This window comes from Archangium gephyra (genome assembly GCF_049060025.1).
Taxonomy (GTDB): Bacteria; Myxococcota; Myxococcia; order Myxococcales; family Myxococcaceae; genus Archangium; species Archangium gephyra_A.
Genome location: NZ_JBMEQQ010000002.1, coordinates 674,333 through 694,239, shown reverse-complemented (window position 1 = coordinate 694,239; position 19,907 = coordinate 674,333). Strand labels below are relative to the sequence as shown.

At 69.8% G+C, this 19,907-nt stretch carries 13 protein-coding genes; 4 read left to right on the top strand and 9 right to left on the bottom strand.

Going from position 1 to position 19,907, the window contains the following annotated elements:
• The first annotated feature begins 154 nt into the window (after positions 1-154).
• Entirely contained in the window at positions 155-3,004 is a 2,850-nt protein-coding gene (locus tag ACN28I_RS03205; protein ID WP_420940684.1) for an ATP-binding protein, read from the top strand.
• A gap of 487 nt (positions 3,005-3,491) precedes the next feature.
• On the top strand, positions 3,492-8,126 hold the full coding sequence (locus tag ACN28I_RS03200; protein ID WP_420940683.1) for a myxosortase-dependent M36 family metallopeptidase: 4,635 nt from the start codon (positions 3,492-3,494) through the stop codon (positions 8,124-8,126).
• A 78-nt stretch (positions 8,127-8,204) separates the two neighbouring features.
• On the opposite strand, the gene recG is transcribed toward ACN28I_RS03200, so the two are convergent.
• The gene (gene recG, locus ACN28I_RS03195; RefSeq protein ID WP_420940682.1) at positions 8,205-10,907 is read right to left on the bottom strand and encodes an ATP-dependent DNA helicase RecG; all 2,703 of its coding nucleotides are present in this window, start codon (positions 10,905-10,907) and stop codon (positions 8,205-8,207) included.
• A 112-nt stretch (positions 10,908-11,019) separates the two neighbouring features.
• Positions 11,020-11,532 (bottom strand): transcription elongation factor GreA, encoded by a 513-nt coding sequence (greA, locus tag ACN28I_RS03190; protein ID WP_420940681.1) that lies wholly within the window; start codon positions 11,530-11,532, stop codon positions 11,020-11,022.
• Positions 11,533-11,728: 196 nt separating this feature from the next.
• Between greA and ACN28I_RS03185 the strand changes: the two genes are divergently transcribed.
• The gene (locus ACN28I_RS03185) at positions 11,729-12,262 is read left to right on the top strand and encodes an FHA domain-containing protein (RefSeq protein WP_420940680.1); all 534 of its coding nucleotides are present in this window, start codon (positions 11,729-11,731) and stop codon (positions 12,260-12,262) included.
• A 13-nt stretch (positions 12,263-12,275) separates the two neighbouring features.
• On the opposite strand, the gene ACN28I_RS03180 is transcribed toward ACN28I_RS03185, so the two are convergent.
• The 3 genes from ACN28I_RS03180 to ACN28I_RS03170 form a co-directional block, all read right to left on the bottom strand.
• Positions 12,276-12,788, bottom strand: a complete 513-nt coding sequence (locus tag ACN28I_RS03180; protein WP_420940679.1) for a hypothetical protein — start codon at positions 12,786-12,788, stop codon at positions 12,276-12,278.
• 91 nt (positions 12,789-12,879) lie between these two features.
• Positions 12,880-14,631 carry an ABC transporter ATP-binding protein gene (locus tag ACN28I_RS03175; protein WP_420940678.1) on the bottom strand — a complete coding sequence of 584 codons (1,752 nt, stop codon included), beginning with the start codon at positions 14,629-14,631 and terminating at the stop codon, positions 12,880-12,882.
• Between the two features lie 92 nt (positions 14,632-14,723).
• Positions 14,724-15,671, bottom strand: coding sequence for a phosphotransferase (locus ACN28I_RS03170; protein ID WP_420940677.1), 948 nt, complete (start codon positions 15,669-15,671; stop codon positions 14,724-14,726).
• 132 nt (positions 15,672-15,803) lie between these two features.
• Here ACN28I_RS03170 and ACN28I_RS03165 point away from each other — a divergent pair, with 132 nt between their 5' ends.
• Entirely contained in the window at positions 15,804-16,427 is a 624-nt protein-coding gene (locus ACN28I_RS03165; protein ID WP_420940676.1) for a CAP domain-containing protein, read from the top strand.
• Between the two features lie 105 nt (positions 16,428-16,532).
• Here the strand turns inward: ACN28I_RS03165 and ACN28I_RS03160 are convergent, their stop codons facing one another.
• From ACN28I_RS03160 to alc, 4 genes are all read right to left on the bottom strand, one after another.
• The gene (locus ACN28I_RS03160; protein ID WP_420940675.1) at positions 16,533-17,108 is read right to left on the bottom strand and encodes a hypothetical protein; all 576 of its coding nucleotides are present in this window, start codon (positions 17,106-17,108) and stop codon (positions 16,533-16,535) included.
• A gap of 379 nt (positions 17,109-17,487) precedes the next feature.
• Positions 17,488-18,003 (bottom strand): ureidoglycolate lyase, encoded by a 516-nt coding sequence (locus ACN28I_RS03155; RefSeq protein ID WP_420940674.1) that lies wholly within the window; start codon positions 18,001-18,003, stop codon positions 17,488-17,490.
• On the bottom strand, positions 18,000-18,332 hold the full coding sequence (gene uraH / locus ACN28I_RS03150) for a hydroxyisourate hydrolase (RefSeq protein WP_420940673.1): 333 nt from the start codon (positions 18,330-18,332) through the stop codon (positions 18,000-18,002). The genes ACN28I_RS03155 and uraH overlap by 4 nt, the downstream gene beginning before the upstream one ends.
• Before the next feature lie 11 nt (positions 18,333-18,343).
• Positions 18,344-19,906 (bottom strand): allantoicase, encoded by a 1,563-nt coding sequence (gene alc, locus ACN28I_RS03145; RefSeq protein WP_420940672.1) that lies wholly within the window; start codon positions 19,904-19,906, stop codon positions 18,344-18,346.
• Position 19,907: the final 1 nt, after the last annotated feature.

The window sequence follows — 19,907 nt, the reverse complement described above, 5'->3', positions numbered from 1 at the left end:
CGGGAAATCCGCGCGCTCACCTGAACCTCGGGTGTGGGCCGCCCAACGCTGGGGGTCTCGGCACCGGGAGACCCGCACTTACGCCGTTCACTGCCGGGCGTTGGCCGGGAGAGGTGGCAGCCAACCGGGAGGGCAACCTGTCACGCTCTCCCGCATGATTCCCCTGACGGACACGCACGGCCGCGCGCCGCCGCGGCTCGATCAGCTTCTCGAGGTCGTCACGGACGGAGTACTCGCCCTCGACGTCGAGGGGCGGCCCACCTACGTCAACACCAGCGCCGAGCGGCTCCTGGGCCGCCCGCGGAACGAGCTCCTCGGCCGCCCGCTGTGGGCGGAGCTGCCCGCGCTGGAGGAAACGCAATTGGGGCGGGCCTGCCGCCGCGCGCTCGCGGAGGGCTCCCCCACCACGGCGGAGGAGCACCTCCCCTTCCTGGGAGCCTGGCTGGAGGCCCGGGTGTTCCCCACCGGCGAGGGGCTGCTCGTGCTGCTCCGGGACGTGACGTCGCTCAAGCAGGTGGAGGGCGAGTACACGCGCCTGCACGCGCTGGTGATGAGCGCCCCCGCCGTGGCCTTCGTGACGCGCGGGCCCCAGCACGTCTTCGAGCTGTCCAACCCGAGCCACCGGCGGCTCCATGGCGGCAGGGAGCTGCTCGGCCGGCCCGCCCGCGAGGCCCTGCCGGAGCTGGAGGGCCAGGGCTTCGTGGAGGTGCTGGACCGGGTCTACACCACCGGCGCCCCCTTCGTGCTGGAGCAGGTGTCCTTCTGGGTGCAGAGCGCCCGGGGTGTCCGCGAGGAGCGCCTCTTCCACCTCACCTGCCAGCCGCTGCGGGACGCGGTGGGACGGGTGGATGGGGTGGCCGCGTTCGCCTTCGAGGTGACGGACCTGGTGCGCTCGCGCTGGAAGGCGGAGCAGCTCGCGCAGAGCCTGAGCCGCGGCGAGGCGCGTTTCCGCTCCCTGGTGGTGGCCACGTCCAGCATCCTCTGGACGACGGATGCCTCGGGCGTCTTCCAGGAGGACTCGCCCACCTGGCGCCACTTCACCGGCCAGACTCACGAGCAGTGGCACAACGGCGGCGGGTGGTTGGAGGCCATCCACCCCGATGACCGGGCCCGGGCGTCGGCGGCGTGGAAGCGCGCCTTCTCCATGCGCGGCCTCTACGAGGTGGAGTACCGCCTGCGCCGCTCGGATGGCTCGTATACCCCGGTGGTGTCGCGGGGCGTCCCCGTGCTGGAGGCGGACGGCTCCGTGCGCGAGTGGGTGGGCTCCATCACCGACATCACCGCGCAGCGGCGCGCGCGCCAGGCCCTGGAGCTCATCTCCGAGGCGAGCGCCGCGCTCTCCTCCACATTGGATTTGCGCCAGGCGCTGGAGCGCTTCACCCGGAGCCTGGTCCCGTGCTTCGCCGGGTGGTGCGGCCTCTATCTCCGCCAGGGCAAGGGCGGCCCCCTCGAGCGGGTGGCCTTCTGCGACGTGGATCCCATCCGGGCCCTGCGGCTGCGCAAGGCGGGCGGGATGCTGGAAGGGCCGTACGGGCTGCTCAACGAGGCGATGGAGGGCGGCCGGCCCCAGCTCATTCCCATGCTCACCGAGGCGGCCATCGCCTCGGATCCGGACGAGACGCGGCGGGAGTTGCGGCGTGCCTTCGTGGGCCTGGGAGGCGTCGCGGTGCCCATTGCCCTGGAAGGACGCAAGCTGGGCGTGCTCGTCCTGGCCGCGGGCGACGAGCGCGGCTCCTACGACGCCGACGACTTCCGGGTGGCCGAGGAGCTGGCGCACCGGGCCGCCATCACGGTGGAGCACGCGCACCTCTTCGAGCTGGCGCGCCAGGAGCGCGACCGGGCCGAGGAGGCCAACCGCGCCAAGGACGACTTCCTCGCCACCGTCTCGCACGAGCTGCGCACCCCGCTCACCGCCATCCTCGGCTGGTCCAGCATCCTGCGCACCGGCTCGCTCCCCCCGGACAAGCAGGCGCGCGCCCTGGAGACGGTGGAGCGCAGTGCCAGGGCCCAGGCGCAGATCGTCGATGATCTGCTGGACATCTCGCGCATCGTCGCCGGGAGGATGCGCCTGGACATGCAGCCGGTGCGGCTGGAGCCCGTGGTGGAGGCCGCGCTGGACGCGGTGCGCCCGTCGGCGGCGGCCCGGGACATCCGCATCGAGACGCAGCTCGAGCCAGGAGCGGGCCCCGTGAAGGGGGACGCCCAGCGGCTGCAGCAGGTGGCGTGGAACCTCCTCACCAACGCCATCAAGTTCACCCCCGATGGGGGCCGCGTGGGGCTCCGGCTGCGGCGCGTGGAGGACCACGTGGAGCTGCAGGTGACGGACTCGGGCAAGGGCATCGATCCCGCCTTCCTCCCCCACGTCTTCGAGCGCTTCCGCCAGGCCGACGGCAGCTCCACCCGCCGCTATGGGGGCCTGGGGCTGGGACTGGCCATCGTGCGCCACCTGGTGGAGTTGCACGGTGGCACCGTCCAGGCCCACAGCGAGGGCGAGGGCCACGGCTCCTCCTTCACCCTGCGGCTGCCACTGGCCGCGGCGCGGACCCCGGAGGGCGCGTCCCCGGCGAACACCCCGGTGATCACGGATCCGTCACTGGCCGCGTACCTGCCCGATCTCACGGGCGTGCGCGTGCTGGTGGTGGATGACGAGCAGAGCACCCGCGAGCTGCTCCGCGCCCTGTTGGAGGAGCGCGGCGCGGCGGTGTCGTCCGCCTCCAGCGCGGCCGAGGCCCTCGAGCAGCTCCAGCGTGCTCCGCCGGATCTGCTCGTCTCGGACATCGGCATGCCGGACGCGGATGGCTACACGTTCATCCGCCAGGTGCGTGCCCTGCCTCCGGCGCAGGGAGGCCAGGTGCCCGCCGCCGCCCTCACCGCCTATACCCGGCTGGAGGATCGCACGCGCGTGCTGAGCGCGGGCTTCCAGGTGTACGTGCCCAAGCCGGTCGATCCGATCGAGCTGGTGATGGCGCTCGCCAATCTGATCAACCGTTTCGCCCGGAGCTGAGGGCGGCGCGGTCCAGAGAACCGTGAAGCGCGGCGTTCCGTGGAAATCTCGCGGAGCGCCATTGTTCCAGCCTTCATGCAACTCCGTTGCCCGCTCTCCGGCTGACGAACCGGCGTGCGGGGGTCCCCTGGGGGGGTCTGTCAAAATTCCGACTATCATGCGACCCCCCGGACCCTGGCTCGTTCAGTAGGGGATGTGGAGACCGGGACTCCCCCAGTTCCAGACGGAGGCTGCATGCGTTTGAGGCAGACGTTGTGGGCCAGCTTGTTGCTCACGCCCCTCGCGAGCGGAAGTGCTTTGGCCGCGACCCGAGGTAATTACGACGCCTTCCTGGCTCGCCAGGAGGACAAGAATCTCGTCGCTCAAGACGACTCCCTCCGGGCGCGCGGCCTGCGCGTTTCGCAGATGGAGGATCGGCTCGGCGTTCCGAGCTTCGTGTGGAACACCCGCGTGGGCTCGAGCACCGCCCCGGGAATGAGGCTCCAAGATGCTGGGGGCCCGCAAGCCGGATCAGGCCGCGCGCGCGCACCTGCAGTCGGTGGCGGACCTGTACCGCCTGGGCAGCGAGGACGTGTCGGCCGCGCAGCTCAAGTCGGTGCACCAGAGCGGCAAGGGCCCCGTCATCGCCCGCTTCGCCCAGCAGGTGGACGGCATCGAGGTCTTCCGGAACGAGGTGAAGGTCGTCATGGACCGCAACCTCGAGCTGGTGGCCGTCTCCGGCTACCTGGCGCCGGCGCAGTCGGCCCGCAGGGCCTCGGCCGGCGGCTTCAAGCTCCCGGCCGAGCAGGCCATCGCCATCGCCTTCCAGGACCAGACCGGCATCTCCATGCCGGCCCGCGGCTTCGTGTCCAACGGCCAGGTGAACGGGGCCTACTCGCACTTCGAGCTGGACGCGAGCACCGCCCACGTCCTCACCCACGGCCTGGTGGTGCCCGCCCGCGCCAAGAAGGTCTACTACACGCTGCCGGACGGCCTGGTGCCGGCCTGGTACGTGGAGGTGAACACCAGCCAGAAGAGCGCCACGGGCTCGGACTACCACTCCTTCGTGGTGTCGGCCGTGGACGGCTCGCTGCTGATGCGCAACAACCTGTCCGCGCACGCCAGCTACCGCTACAGGGTGTGGGCGGACGCGACGGCGCCCTACACCCCGCATGACGGCCCGCACGGCAACGACGCCACGCCCTACGCGCCCGGCATTCCGGACGGCGTGGACGTGCGGCTGGACCGGCTGCCCAACACCATCAACATCTCCAGCCTCCCCGGCAACGATCCGTGGCTGCCGGCGGGCGCCACCGAGACGGTGGGCAACAACGTAGACGCCTACGCCGACCTGTCGGCGCCGGACGGCTTCCAGCCCGGCAGCAACGACGTGCGCGCGTCCATCACGGGCGAGGCGTCCGATCCGGGCTTCGACTACGTCTACGATCTGACCAAGGCGCCTGGCTTCAACGCCACCCAGCGGCAGGCGGCGGTGACGAACCTCTTCTACGTCACCAACTGGCTGCACGACTCGTTCTACGCCGCGGGCTTCGACGAGGCCTCCGGCAACGCGCAGGCCACCAACTTCGGCCGCGGCGGTATCGAGGGTGACCGGATGCGTGCCGAGGCCCAGGACTACCTGAGCACCGACAACGCGAACATGTTCACCCCCGCGGACGGCGCGCCGCCGCGGATGCAGATGTACGTGTTCACCCCGGTCTCCCGCTTCGGGCTCGACGTCAACACCCCCGCGGGCCTGACGGTGACGGCCTCGGCCGCCCAGTTCGGCTCGCAGGAGTACAACCTCACCAGCAACGTGGTGCTGGCGCGCCACGGGACCGCGACCGACGGCTGCAGCACGGACGCCTTCAGCAACGCGGCGGACCTCGCGGGCAATATCGCCCTCATGGACCGCGGCACCTGCGCCTTCACCGACAAGGCGAAGAACGCGCAGAACGCGGGCGCCATCGGCGTGATCCTCGCCAACAACGCGCCCGGCGGCATCACCCCCATTGGTGAGGATGCCTCCATCACCATCCCGGTGGTGGCCGTGCTGCAGGCCAATGGCGCCGCCCTCAAGAAGGCGCTCGAGACGGGCCCCGTCAACGTGAGCATGGTGAAGTTCAAGCCCGGTGTGGCCCGCGACGGCACGCTGGACAACGCCATCGTCGCCCACGAGTGGGGTCACTACATCAGCAACCGCCTCATCGGCGACGCCAACGGCCTGAACAACTACCAGGGCGGCGCCATGGGCGAGGGCTGGGGCGACTTCCACGCCCTGATGATGCAGGTGCGCGAGGAGGACAGGGCCGTCCCGGGGAACGAGCGTTACCAGGGCGTCTACACCGTGTCCGCCTACGTCACCAGCGGCCCCGGCGTGCCCGGTGCCTACTACGGCATTCGCCGCGTCCCGTACTCCACCTCGTTCAGCAAGAACGCCCTCACCTTCAAGCACATCGCCAACGGCAATCCGCTGCCGGACACGCACCCCGTGGCGAGCGGCCAGGACGGCCGGGCCAACTCCGAGGTCCACAACGGTGGCGAGGTGTGGGCCACCATGCTGTGGGAGTGCTATGCCTCGCTGCTCAACGCCTACCCCTTCGGAGAGGCGGAGAGCCGGATGAAGCAGTACCTGGTGGCCGCCTACAAGGCCACCCCGTCGAGCCCCACCTACATCGAGGCGCGTGACGCCCTGCTGTCGGTGGCCAGGGCCTCGGATCCCGCGGACTACACGCGCTTCGCGAATGCCTTCGCCCGGCGCGGCATGGGCTTCGGCGCCAAGGCTCCGGACCGCGACTCCCAGGACTTCATCGGCGCCGTGGAGAGCTTCCAGGCCGGCAACAACCTGGAGGTGGTGAGCATCAAGCTGGACGACACCGTCGACGGGTGTGATCAGGACGGCGTGCTCGACGTGGGCGAGACGGGCTACCTCGCCGTCACCGTGCGCAACGTGGGCCAGGGCAACACCGGCGCCTTCAACGCCACGCTCGCCACGACCGGCTCCACCGCCACCTTCGCGATGCCCTCGGGCAACAGGATCGCCTTCCCGGCCCTGACGCCCGGGCAGACGGCGACCCGGAAGCTCCAGCTCCAGCTCGTGAGCACCACCGGTACCGAGCCCCGCGCGGGCATCACCCTGGCGCTCGATGAGCCCTCGCTCCCCGACGTGGTGAGGTCGGCGTCCTACAACGGCTTCGTCAACATCGACGAGTCCGCGGGCACGCGCGACATCGACACGGTGGAGGCCCGGACGACCGCGTGGACCTCGTCCGTCACCGGCTCCGGTCCGGCGCAGCCCTGGCAGCGCGTGGAGGAGAAGGGCAACCGCTACTGGCACGGCCGCGATCTGCCCTTCGCCTCCGACATCACCCTCACCTCTCCGTGGGTGGAGGCGCTCCCGGACGCGGACTTCGTCTTCCGCTTCAAGTACCGCCACTCCTTCGAGACCGACAACGGCGGCGGCGCCCCCTGGTTCGACGGCGCCGTGGTGGAGCTCAGCACCGATGGCCTCACGTGGCACAACGTCTTCGACTACGACGTGGACCCGGGCTACACGGCCTTCATCGACAACACCGGCAACCCGCTCTTCGACCAGCCCGGCTACACCGGCCTGAGCGCGGCCTTCCCCGAGTTCGACGAGGCGGAGCTGGACTTCGGCCGTCAGCTCGCGGGCCAGCGCGTGCAGTTCCGCTTCCGGATCGGCTCGGATCCGGCCGTGGGCGCGCACGGTCTGGACGTGGATGACCTGCAGTTCGTCGGCATCGACCCGCGGCAGCTGCCCTTCGGCGGCCCCGTCGTCGAGGCCTTCTCGGGCCCCGCGGGCGACCCCTCGGCGCCTGCCTGCAACCGCCGCCCGCTGGCCGACGCGGGCAAGACGCCGCAGGCAGTCGCCAACTTCACCGTGGAAGTGGGCACGGGGACCAAGCTGTACAACACGGTGAAGCTCGACGGCAGCGGCAGCTTCGACCCGGATGGCGACACGCTGAGCTACACGTGGACCCAGCTCTCCGGCCTCCCCGTGACGCTCACGGGCGCCGACACGGCCCGGCCCACCTTCGTGCCCCGCGTCGCGTACAACGAGACCTTCACCTTCCAGCTCGTGGTCAACGACTCGAAGGAGAACAGCGCTCCCGCCACCGTCACCGTCTATGTGCTCACGGATCACGATCCCGTGACGGACGCGGGTGAGGACTTCCGCGCCCCCAGCCGCGGCGTCGTCACCCTCTCCGGCTCGGTGAGGGATCCGGACGGCGATGAGACCGGAGGCATCTGGCGGCAGGTCAGTGGCCCGAGTGTGACGCTGATGGATGAATACGCGCTCACCACGACCTTCACCGCGCCGGACGTGAACGAGGACACGGAACTGGTGTTCAGCCTCGAGGGCTACAGCGAAAACCTGACGACCGGGACCACCCTGTCGACCGAGGACACCGTCAAGGTGCTCGTCCACAAGTCCAACCGCCAGCCCGTGGTCAAGGGTCCCAACGACAAGATGGTGGAGGAGCGGACCCACCTCTCGCTCGACGCCGAGGGAACGGACGCCGACGAGGACGCGCTCAGCTTCACCTGGGTGCAGACGGGCGGCCCGGTCGTGGAGCTCTCTGGCGCCGATACCGCCACGCTGAGCTTCACCACGCCCGAGGTGCTGGGTGACACCCTGCTGACCTTCAGCCTCATGGTGAAGGACACGGATGGCGCCACGAGCGAGGCCGTCACCGTCAACCTGCTGGTGGTGAACGTCAACCGCGCGCCCACGGCGCTGGCCCGGAAGATCGCCGGCGGCACCGTCGCGGGTGACAGCGTCACGCTCGACGGCTCCGGCTCCACGGATCCGGACGGCGGCACGCTCACCTACCAGTGGGCGCAGGTGTCCGGCCCGGCCGTCACGCTCACCCCGGCGGATGGCTCGTTCACCAGCTTCGTGTCTCCGAAGTCCAAGGATGGCGCCACGCTCGTCTTCGAGCTGACGGTGTCCGACGGCCAGGAGTCCGCGAAGCACCAGGTGACGGTGGACGTGCCCAAGGATCAGGGCGGCATGGGCTGCGCCAGCACGGGCAGCTCCGGCCAGAGTTCGATGGTGTCGATGCTGCTGCTCGGCGCCGGCCTGCTCTTCTCGCGCCGCCGCTCCTTCGGCCGCGGGTAGTCTGACCGCGGGCCCCGGGCCCTGTTGAACGAGGGGTGGCCTCCGGGCCACCCCTCTTCTTTTTTCAGCCCGGCTTCTTCAGCCCACGCGGGCGAGGGACAGCCGCCCCTCCCAGCGCTCCTCGAGCGCCTTCACCAGCGCCTGGTGCTCGGGGGCGGCGAGCTTCGGATCACTCGCGAGGATGCGCCGCGCCTCCTGCTGCGCGAGTGAGAGCAGATCTCCGTCGCGCGCGAGGTTGGCCACCGCCAGCTCCGGCAGGCCGCTCTGCCGCGTGCCGAGGAACTCGCCCGGGCCGCGGATCTCCAGGTCCTTCTGCGCGATGACGAAGCCGTCACTGCTGTGCTCCATCACGCCCAGCCGCTCCGAGGAGTCCATGGAGGAGCGCGCGAGGTTGGCCACCAGGTAGCAGTAGCTCACCGCCGCCCCGCGGCCCACCCGGCCACGAAGCTGGTGCAACTGGGAGAGGCCGAAGCGCTCCGCGGACTCGATGACCATCACCGAGGCGTTGGGCACGTCCACGCCCACCTCCACCACCGTGGTGCACACGAGAATCTGGATGGTGCCGGACCGGAAGGCGTCCATGACGAGGTCCTTCTCCTCGGGCTTCATCCGCCCGTGGAGCAGCCCCACCTCCACGCCGGGGAACACCTGGCGCAGCTTGTCCGCCCCGCGCGTCGCGTCCTCCAGGTCCAGCTTCTCCGACTCCTCCACCAGCGGATACACCACGTAGGCCTGGTGGCCCTTCTGCACCTCGGACGCCACCGCCTCGTACACCCGCGCCCGCTGCTTGTCGTTGAAGACGCGCGTCTTCACCGGCGTGCGTCCCGGCGGCAGCTCGTCGATGACGGACACGTCCAGGTCCCCGTACAGCGTCATCGCCAGCGTGCGCGGAATGGGCGTGGCCGTCATCACCAGCACGTCCGGGGATACGCCCTTGCTCATCAGCGTGTGCCGCTGCAGCACGCCGAAGCGGTGCTGCTCGTCGATGACGACGAAGCCCAGCTTCTGGAAGCCCACGTCCTGCTGGATGAGCGCGTGCGTGCCCACCGCCAGGTGGATCTCCCCCCGCGCCACCGCCTCGCGCACCTCGCGCTTGCGCTTGGCCGTCCCCGCCGCGCTCAACAGCCCCACCTTGTAGCCCAGGGGCTCCAGCAGCTTGCGGAACGTGCGCTCGTGCTGCTCGGCGAGGATCTCCGTGGGCGCCATCACCGCCACCTGGTAGCCGTCCTGCAACGCCACCAGCGCCGACACCACCGCCACCGCCGTCTTCCCCGAGCCCACGTCGCCCTGCACCAGCCGGTTCATCGGCTCGGCCGCGCCCATGTCCTGGGAGATCTCCTCGATGACCTTCTTCTGCGCCCCCGTGAGCTGGAAGGGCAGCGCCCCGCGCGCCTTCTCCAGCCGCGGCGCCGACACGTCGAAGGTGATGCCCTTCTCCGTCTTCACCCCCTGCCGCTTCAGCCCCATGCCCAGTTGCAGGAAGAAGAGCTCGTCGAACGCCAGCCGCCGGTGCGCCGGGCTCAGGTGCCGGTCCAGCATCTCCGGATCCGCGTCCCCCGCCGGGAAGTGGATGGCCCGCAGCGCCTCGGGCAGCGTCATCAGCTCCAGCTTGCGGCGCAGGCTCGCCGGCAGCGGCTCCTCCACGTGCTCCGAGTAGGACTCGCTCACCACCGAGGCCAGCTCCCGGAACATGCGCTGGTCCCCCCGCTCGAACCCCGGATACACCGGGACGATGCGGTTGAAGTGCACCGAGGACACCTCGAGATCCTCCGCCGGCTCGATCTCCGGGTGCGCTATCTCGCGCCCCGACAGCGACGCGCGCACCTCGCCGGACAGCACCAGCCGCTTGCCCACCGGGAAGCGTGCCTTGAGCCACGGGCCCGCGTTGAAGTACGTCGCCGCGATGCTCCCCGAGCGATCCGCCACCACCGCCCGGAAGTAGCGCTTGCCCGTCCGGCTCGGCACGAAGTCCGCCATCTTCACCACGCCCACCGTCACCCCGCGCTCCCCAGGCATCAGCTCGGCGATCGTCTGCAGCTTGCGCCGATCCTCGTAGCAGCGCGGCAGCAGGAAGAGGATGTCCCCCACCCGCTTCAGCCCCTTCTTGTTCAGCGCCGCCAGCAGCCTCGGGCCCAGCTTCTTGCCCATCGTCTTCAGCGGAATCGCCAGCGGGCCCGAGCGCGGGGCGATCGACAGCAGCTTCGCCTCCGCTCGCGACTCCTCCTGCCCCTTCGCCGCCTTCTTCTTGCGCTTGGCGGCGGGTTTTTCCTCGGGGGCGGATTTCGCCTCTGGCGGCGGGGCCGCGGGCTTCGCGGGTCCTCGCGCGAGGATGGGCGCAGCGGGCTTCGCCGTCCGGGTTCCCGGTGGCAGAGGGGCTGGGGTTCTGGATTTCCACTCGGGCACGAGCTCGGCACGGCCCTCACCCCGGGGGGCTTTGCCCCCCCTTTGAACGACGGGGGGCTCCTCTCCCGGAGGGAGAGGGGAAATGGGCGCGGTGGCTTCGCTCGCGACCTGGGCCAGCTCCTCGGGCAACGGCACTCCGCTCAGCTTCAGCCCCGCCACCACCCTCCTCAGCGCCGCCTTGCGTCTCTCCGGCGCCGGATGGTCCACGTGCGGCAACGCCGCCCTCATCTGCTTCAGCGCTTCCCCGTCCACCCCCGTCGCCCCCGCCAGCGCCCGCTCCAATAGACTCCGCAGGTCCTTCACCGTCGATAGATGGGCGAAGTCACTCCGGCAGGCGTAACGCAGTGGTCCAACGAGGCTGGTGAGCGGGTGGTTCACAGGCAGGATCCGAGCGTTTCATCCTAAGACGCGGCCTTCTCTCCGCCCACCAGAACGACACGGGGGAACGAGCTCGCGCCCGCTCCCCCGCCCGCCTGGCCTCGAGCTGCGCTCAGCCCTCCGCCGACGCGTCTTCCTGCGGGTCCTCGAAACGGACCTCCTGGACCTCGAACTCGCGCGTGCCGCCCGGACTCTGCACGGTGGCGACGTCGCCCACCTTCTTGCCAATCAGCGCCCGCGCCACCGGCGACGTCACGGCAATCCAGCGCTTCTTCAGGTCCGCCTCCAGCTCGCCCACCAGCCGGTACGTGACCGTCTTGTCCGACTCCACGTCCAGCAGATCCACCGTGGCACCGAACACGACCTTGTCCCCGCCCAGCTTCGCCGGATCGATCACCTTGGCCCGGGCGATCCAGTCGTTCAGGTCCAGGATGCGTCCCTCGATGTGGGACTGCTTCTCCTTGGCCGCGTGGTACTCGGCGTTCTCCCGCAGGTCCCCGTGCGCGCGCGCCACTTCGATCTCCCGGGAGATCTTCCCGCGCTCGACGGTCTGAAGGTGCTTCAGCTCCGCCTTCAGCTTCCGCAGACCCGACGGGGTCATCGGAATGTTCCCGCTCCCACTCATCGACACGACTCCTTCCCACGGCAACAGGTGAACGCTGGGGCCCCAGCTCCCGCCTCCAAACGATGGCGGCGGCCGGGCCGAAAGGGAAACTGTAAGGGACGGCTGACTCCCGGGTCAACGAAACCCGCCCTCCGCACCAGCGTCAGCGCTTCTTCCGCACGCCCGCCCCGCCGGACTTCTGGCATGCTGCCGCGCCGTGCTGTCCATCCAGGAACTGCGCGCCCTCGGCGCGTCACTGTCCATCGGGGCCTTCCGCCGCCAGCTCGGCCCCTTCGTCCTCATCCAACGCGCGCCCGGTCTTCCCTCGACGGACGCGATCGATCCCACGCGCGTGGCCTCCTCGGATGCCATCGAGCAAGGCATGCTCTCGCTGCTCTTCGAGTTCGACAACCTCCTCATCACCACCCTGCCCCCGCTGGCGCGCGTGGAGGAGCTCAGCGTGGGACGGCTGCCGGATTGTGAGGTGGTGATCGAAGACGCCTCGGTGTCCAAGCGCCACGCCGTGCTGCGCTGGAGCGAGCCCCAGGGCCGCTGCTCCGTGCGCGACACCGGCTCCACCAACGGCACCTTCCTCAACGGCAGCACGCTCGGCACCCGCGAGGCGACGCTGAAGGACGGGGACATCCTCAGCTTCGGCAATGTCCAGTTCTGGTACCTGCTGACGGACACGCTGCACACCCGGCTGCACAGCGGCCCGTCCTCCGCCAAGGGTTCCTACCGCGGCGGGTAGCCGCGGGGCCCGTTCAGGGCAGCCGGCCCGCCGCGGGGTTCTTGCGGGCCGTGGTGAAGGCACCGCGCAGCGCGTCCACCACACCGCCCACCTCGCCGGCGTACTGCACCGCGTGGATGGAGTAGAGGTCCTGCACCTCCTCCAGGCGGCGGAACACCTCCTTGAGGTGGGTGCGATCCCGCGACTCGAGCGCGCACTTCGCCTCGGCGTCGCGCATGCGCTGAAGCCAGGTGGTGCGGAACGCCAACCACTCCCGGTCCACCTCGCGCGCCGGAGAGATGCGCACCAGCTTCTCGCGCTCGGACTCGAGCTGCGACCACAGCGAATCCGCCGCGTCGAGGCACTCCCGGTAGGTCAGCGCCTGCTCCTCGGGAGGCTTCCTCGCCGGTGTCATCGCCGTCACCGAGCGCGTCACGCTGATGATGATCGCCAGGCAGAAGGCGGACACCACGGCGATGTAGAGGCCGTAGGCGGCGGCTCGGAAGGGACGGTAACGGGGATCTTTCCGGAGATCGGGCTCGGACACGGGGCCCCGTCTTACGACCGCGCGCCCCCCATGGCAACGCCCGGGTGAGGGGTTTCCGGCCTCCGTGTCTTCAAACCAGCGGCCGGGGCGCTCACGCCGCCATGACCTGCCGCTCGATCAGCCGCTTGTAGAGGCCCTCTTCACCGGCCAGCTCGGAATGCTTGCCGCTCTGGACCACCCTCCCCTGGTCCAGCACCAGCACCCGGTCGGCATTGGCCACGGTGGAGAGCCGGTGGGCGATGATCAGCGTGGTGCGGCCCTTCATCAGCTTCTCGAGGGCCTCCTGGACCAGGTGCTCGCTCTCGGCGTCGAGGGCACTGGTGGCCTCGTCCAGGATGAGGATGGGCGCGTTCTTGAGCACCGCGCGCGCGATGGCCACCCGCTGCTTCTGCCCACCGGAGAGCTGGGTGCCGCGCTCGCCCACCAGCGTCTGGTAGCCCTGGGGGAAGCGGAGGATGAAGTCGTGCGCGTTGGCGGCCCGTGCCGCGGCCTCCACCTCGGCATCGGTCGCGTCGGCGCGGCCATAGCGGATGTTCTCCGCCACGCTGCACGAGAAGAGGATGGGCTCCTGGGTCACCGCGCCGATCTGCTGGCGGAGCCAGGACGGGTCCAGCTCCCGCAGCGCGTGGCCGTCCAGGAGGATGTGGCCCTCGGTGGGATCGTACAGGCGGCCCAGCAGTGAGGCGATCGTGGACTTGCCCGAGCCGGAGGGGCCCACCAGTGCCACCACCTCGCCCGGCTGGAGCGCGAGGTCGATTCCCTTCAGCACGGGGAGGTCCTGCCGGGAGGGATAGGTGAAGCCGACGGATTGCAGCTCGAGCCGGCCCTTCACCGCCGGGAGCCGGACGCCCCCCGAGACAGGCAGGGCCGGGACGCGCTGGAGCAGCTCGAAGACACGCTCGACGGCCCCGGTGGACCGCATGATGTCCATCCACACCTCGGAGAGGCTGCTCAAGGCACTCATCACCATCAAGGTGTAGACGAGAAACGAGACGAGCGCGCCCGCGGAGAGTTCTCCGGACACGAGCAGCCGGCTGCCGTAGCCGAAGACGAGCACCACGGCGGACAAGACGGCCATGCTGGCCAGGCCGGTGAAGAAGCCGGTCCCGAGCAACCGCTTGCGCGCCACCGCATAGGCCGAGTCCAGGGCCCGCTCGAACCGGGAGAGTTCCTTCTGCTCGGCGGAGAAGGAGCGGACGGTGCGGATGCCGGTGGTGCTCTCCACGGCGATCTCGGCGGCCTTCGCCACGGCGTCCGAGGTATCGCGGGACAGCATGCGGATATGCCGGCCCATGGTCGAGGAGCCCACGAGCACCACCGGAACGATGAGCAGGCTCATCGCGGTGAGGGCGGGAGACGTGTAGACGAGGAAGGCGAAGCCCCCGAGGGCCGTGACGAGCTGGAGCAGCACCTGCTGGGTGTTGGTGCTCAGCACGCTCTGCAACGCGGCCGTATCCCCCCAGAGGCGGTTCATCAGCTCCCCCACCCGCCGCTCGTCGAAGAACGCCACCTCCTGGCTCATGATGCTCTGGTAGGCCGCCTTGCGCAGACGGAGGACCACGCGCTCGCCGATGAGCGAGAAGATGATCATGCGCAGGGCGGTGGCGAGTCCCAGGACGAGGACCAGGGCGAGCATGCCCAGCAGGACCTGATTGAGCTTCGTCGAGCCCATGCCCGAGACGGTTCCATCAATGACGAACCGGATGCCCTGCGGGAACAGGAAGAAGGGAGCGTTGTTGAGGGCCGCCGCCAGGACGCCCGCGACAATCCACCCGGCCTCCGCTCGCGCGAACGGCAGCATGGGGGCGAGGGTCGCGAGGAGGGGTCGGTTGGGGGTGGCCATGGTTGGCATGTGGCCGGTGGGGGGGGCCGACCAAGGATGGAGAGGATAGACCGGGAATCACCCGGGAGCCTAGGAGGGGGGCCCCCTGCCTCTCAGCCCAGCCCGCCCGCGAACGGCATCGTCCGCCAGCGCTGGAGCGAGGGCGCGAGCCCCTCGGCCAGCATCGGCAACCGCGGCACGAGGGCATGGCAGGCGACCGCCTGAAGCATCCCCGCGGCGGCCATGACGCTCAGGACAGCCGGGTCCAGGGGCCGCACGCCTGCCCGCGCCGCCGCCGCGTCGTAGACGGCGGCACCCTCCGGGCCGAGGAACGCGAGATCCCATTCCACCGGGCCGAGGGTCACGTCCTCGAAATCCGCGAAGCGCACGCCCGAGGTCGTGCGGATGATGTTGTACGACGGCGCGTCACCGTGGATCGGCTGGACACTGGCCCTCGGGAACGCCTTGGCGAAGCCCTCGCGGGACGAGAGCACGGGATCGAGGACGGCCCACTCGCCCCGAGCCCGCTCGAGATCAGCGGGGGCCAGCAGCCCGGGGTTCTCCTCCAGGATCGCGAGGCACGTGGGCACGTTCATGGCGATGGGCGAGAGGAACGGGAGCTCGCCCGGGTAGTCGCGCAGCGCGGCGTGCAGGCCGGCCGCGAGCGCCGCTTCGGCGACGTAGTCCGGCTGGCACGAGGCGTCGACGTCCACGAGCTCCCAGAACGTCATCGAGAAGCCGTCGCGCTGCACGGGCTCGCGGGGAACGAGGGGACTCGGGCGCACGACCGGGAGCCCACGGTCCGCCAGCCATGCGACCGCGGCCAATTCACGCGCCTGACGCGCGGCCAGCGTTGCCCCGTCGAGCCCGGGCGGCAGCACCGCGGGGACCCGGACCACCACGGGTGAGGGTGCGAGGTGCACGACCACGGAGAACATGTCGTGCAAGACCTTCGGGTCGGCCGCGCCGAGTCCGAGCGCACGGCCCGCGCTCGTCGCCGCGGCCACGGCACGTGCTGTACGGGCCTTGAGATCGCCGGGAGTCAGGTGCTCAATGGGCATCCCGTCATCGTGCCATGCGGGCTCTCGCGCGCACCACGATCCGGGGCTGCTTCCTGCTCGGGCGGCCTGAGCGCGCAGCGGGGTCTGTGGATGGACAACACATCGAAAAGAAAGAACGGTGCCGTGATGCGAATGAACCGTGGAATCTCTGTTCTGTTGGGTGCGGTGCTGCTGGCGGGCTGTGGGGGCGAGGAGCGTGCCGGGGAGTGTCCCGAGCAGTGCGAGGAGACGTCCGAGGCCGTGATCGGCGAGAGCGTGCGGGTGGAGGCTCCCGCGGAGGAGCGCGCGGTCACGGCCCTGGCGTACTGCGATGACGTGACCACCTGGAACGCGAGCTGGACCGACTTCGAGAACCAGGTGCTGACGCTGGTGAACCAGAAGCGCGCGGCGGGAGCCACGTGCGGTGGCGTGGCCAAGTCCCCGACGACCGCACTCACCCTGGACACGCGGCTGCGCTGCGCCGCGCGCAAGCATTCCAAGGACATGGCGGTGAACAACTTCTTCAGCCACACGGGCTCGAACGGCTCGACACCGTGGCAGCGCATCACCTCGGCGGGCTACACCTACCGCACGGCCGCGGAGAACGTCGCCGCCGGGCAAAGCACGCCGGGCGCGGTGGTGAACGGCTGGATGGCTAGCACCGGGCACTGCAACAACATCATGAACCCCGCCCTCAAGCACCTGGGCGTGGGGTACTACTACCAGTCCACGAGCACCTATAAGCACTACTGGACGCAGGACTTCGGCGCGCAATAGGCATCACACCCGGCCCGCGTGAGTTCCATTCCCACGCGGGCCGGTGACCTGGGAGCGGGGCTCCCACGGTGGTGTCTGCCATCAGGAAGACGGCGTTGCTTCAGCTCACTCGATGCCGACGCCCACGAAGAGCTGGCACGAGTTGGGGTCAACGGACGAGGCAGTGTCGAGGTGGCACAACACGCCCTGCGCGCCGTACGCGAACGTCGTGACGTTCGCCGTGCAGACGCCGTTGACGACGCTCACGTCGGCCTGCCAGACGCAGGTCTTCGCCTGACCATAGGGATCCGCCGGGTTGGTCGTATAGGCGAAGACCTGGCTCCACGGAGTGAGGGCCGGCACGAGCGCCTGGCCCGCCCCCGAATAATAGTACGGCGTCGAGAAGTTCAGGGCGCTGGGCAGCGGGTACGGCACGCTGGAGCCCGTCAGGCCTCCACCGGCATAGACGAGCGCGCCGGTCCAGTTCCCGATGTAGAAGGTCTGCGTGACGTCCGCGAGCAGCGGGGCGAACCCTTCGCCACTCCGCAGCGCGGGAAGCTCCACCGACCTGGCCGGCTGGAGGCTGACGTACTCCGACCGCTTGGAGACGAAGTCATCAGCGCCAGTCTCCGCGGCGGCGGCCATCATCGGGGCGAGGGAAAGCATCGGGACGACCAGAAAAGGCTTCAGGTTCCTCGTCATGGAATATCTCCTCTGCATGTCTATGGTTTGTCTGGCCAGGGGCCGTGATATTCCTAACATGAGAAGCCTTTGATCCTCAAGCCAAGACACGGATAAGCAGCAACTACAACAAAAGCAGAACAATCCATAAAAGGCAGTAACTGTTTACACGTATGGGATTGTGCATATGGGATTGCACATATGACGATGGCGCGCCGGGCCTGATCACTTCGGGCCAATCGCAAATCAACCCCGAGAATCCTTTTCTCAGGTTCGAACAATCACAATGGGTCTGCAATGTTCAGCCCTTCGTGGATCAAGAACCCTGCTCCACGCATCCCGGGCCCCATTGAGGGTGGGGCGGCGTGCTTTTCGCGTTGGGAGCGCGCTGCCGGAGGGCTCAGACCTCGACGAGGACCCGCAGTGGTTCCGGGAACTGCCGCACCACGCAGTCTCCCGCGCTGCCGTCCTCCCAGGCCAGCATCGCGAACTCCGCCGGGGCCTCCAGCGCGATGATGGGGTGGTGCCACACACCCCGGTGGTAGTTCACGCCCTGCCCGGGGCCGCACACGAACGCGGCGAGCCGCTCCACGTCCGGTCCGCCCGAGTCATCCGTGGGCGCCACGCACACCAGGAACCGCGCGCAGAGCATGGGCAGGAAGGCCTGGCTCGAGTGCGGGTGGTGCTCGAGCAGCTTCACCAGGAAGGGCAGCGGCTGCGGCACCGAGCGGAACACGGCGAGGTTCGGCTTCGCCCCGCCGCGCTCGCTCTCCAACCGGGCCGACCAGTCGAACCGCACCGCCGTGCCCTGGTTCGCCGACGAGCCGCTCTTCAGCCCCGCGGAGACGACGTCTCCATACGGGGCGAAGGCGTCCGGCATCAGCGGCCTCGCGCGGATGACCCGGGGCTCGCTCATGAGCCGCGGTACGTCGAGAAGCCGAAGGGATTGAGCAGCAGCGGCACGTGGTAGTGCTCCGACGGCGCGTGGACCCGGAAGTCCACCGCCACCGACGGGTAGAAGCTCTCGGTTTCGAGCTGCGCGAAGTACGGCGCGATCTCGAACGAGAGCCGGTACACGCCCGCGGAGGGAATCGTCTCGAGCAGCGGCTTCACGCGGCCGTCCGCGTTCGTCACCCCCCGCGCGAGCTCCTTCCAGCCACCGTCCTGCTGTGCGTACAGCGTCACCGTGACGCCCTCGGCGGGGCGGCCACGGGAGGTATCCAGGATGTGCGTGCTGATGCCCATGTGCCTCTCCTTCAGCGTCCCGCCATCTGCTCGCGCAGCCACTTCTCCAGCCGCACGCGGGTGATCTTCGCCTGCTCCGCCGCGGCCGTCTCCACCTCGTCCGTCTTGCCGCGCTGCACCCGCTGCTCGAGCAGCTCCAGCATCTCCGGCGCGCTCTTCCCCGTGGCGAAGACGATGAAGGTGAAGCCGAACTTCTCGTAGTACTCGTCGTTCAGCTTCGCGAGCCGCTCCAGCGTCCCGGCGTCCGCCTGCGCCACCGAGCGCTGCTCTCCCCTGCTCCACTCCGCCAACTTCTCGCTCTGGGGCGCGGCCTTCTTCGTCTGGCCGATGCGCGGGTGCGCCGCGAAGGCCTCCAGGAAGTCCTTCACCCCGAGCGACCACCACACCGCGTCCGCCGCCGCGAAGAGGGCACGCACGCTCGCGAACTGCCGCCGCGCGATCATCCCGTCCACCCACGCCGACGAGCCGCAGCACGACTGGAACACCGTCCGCGCCTCCTTCTCGTCGAGCGCGTTCAACCGCCGCAGCACCGTGGCCTCGGCCTCGGTGTCGAGCGCATACCCGAAGAGCCGCAGCCGGTTCACGCCGCCATGCGGGAAGATGTGCACCCGCACGTGCGTGACGGGCATGGCGTGGATGGGCTCGAGCTGGTGACGCCGGTGCTGCACGAGCGCCGTCTTGTCCACCAGCACGCGCCAGCCGCTCGGCGAGGCGGACGCGAGCAGCGACTGCAGGACGTCCGCGTCCATGCCCGTGGCGTCCACCGCCTCGATGAGCGCCGCCTGCGGCGCGTTGCCCTTGAAGAAGTGCGTGTCGAGCTCGATGCGCTCGAGGACACCGCGCCGCGCGAGCTTCACCACCGCCCAGTCGCTGCCCGGCGTGCGCCGCCGCTTCGTCTCCCACCCATCGCCCATGTTCACGCCGCGCCCGGGCAGCAGCATGTTCGCCGGCGGGCCGAAGAACTCGTCGCTCTTGGCCGCGATGGTGCCCCCGTTCTCCACCGCCCCCAGGTCCACGCTGCCCGCGCGCCAGAAGGTGCGATCCTCGGCCTGCACGTCGCCGTAGATGCGCAGGCGCGCCACGCCTCCGTCCGGGTAGATGCGCAGCCGCACGTGCGTCACGCGCGGGCTCGCCTTCTCCAGCGTGAAGACGTTCGGGAAGTCCGGCTTCACCGCGCTCTGCGGGATGATCGGCGCCCACCGCTCGTCCGCGAGCAACTGCGCCGGGGTGGCCGTGTACGGCGCCTCGATCCCCTCGAGCGCGATCTGCTGGGGCGCGTTGCCCTTGAAGTGCGTGGTATCGACGAGCACCCCGCGCACCTGGCCGGGCACGCCCAGGCGGATGATGGCGAAGTCGTGGCCGGGCTCGCGCTTGCGCTGCGACTCCCAGCCGTCCATCCACTTGCCCTTGTCGGTGTACGCGCTCTCGCGCCACTCGGGAGGGCCCGGCTTGAGCAGGTTCTCCTTCTCGGCGAAGTAGTCGTCCGTCGCGTAGAGCACGAACGTGCCGAGCAGGTCGGCCGAGAGATCCACGAGTCCCTTGAACTCCGCCGGGACGGGCTGATGCGTTGCCACG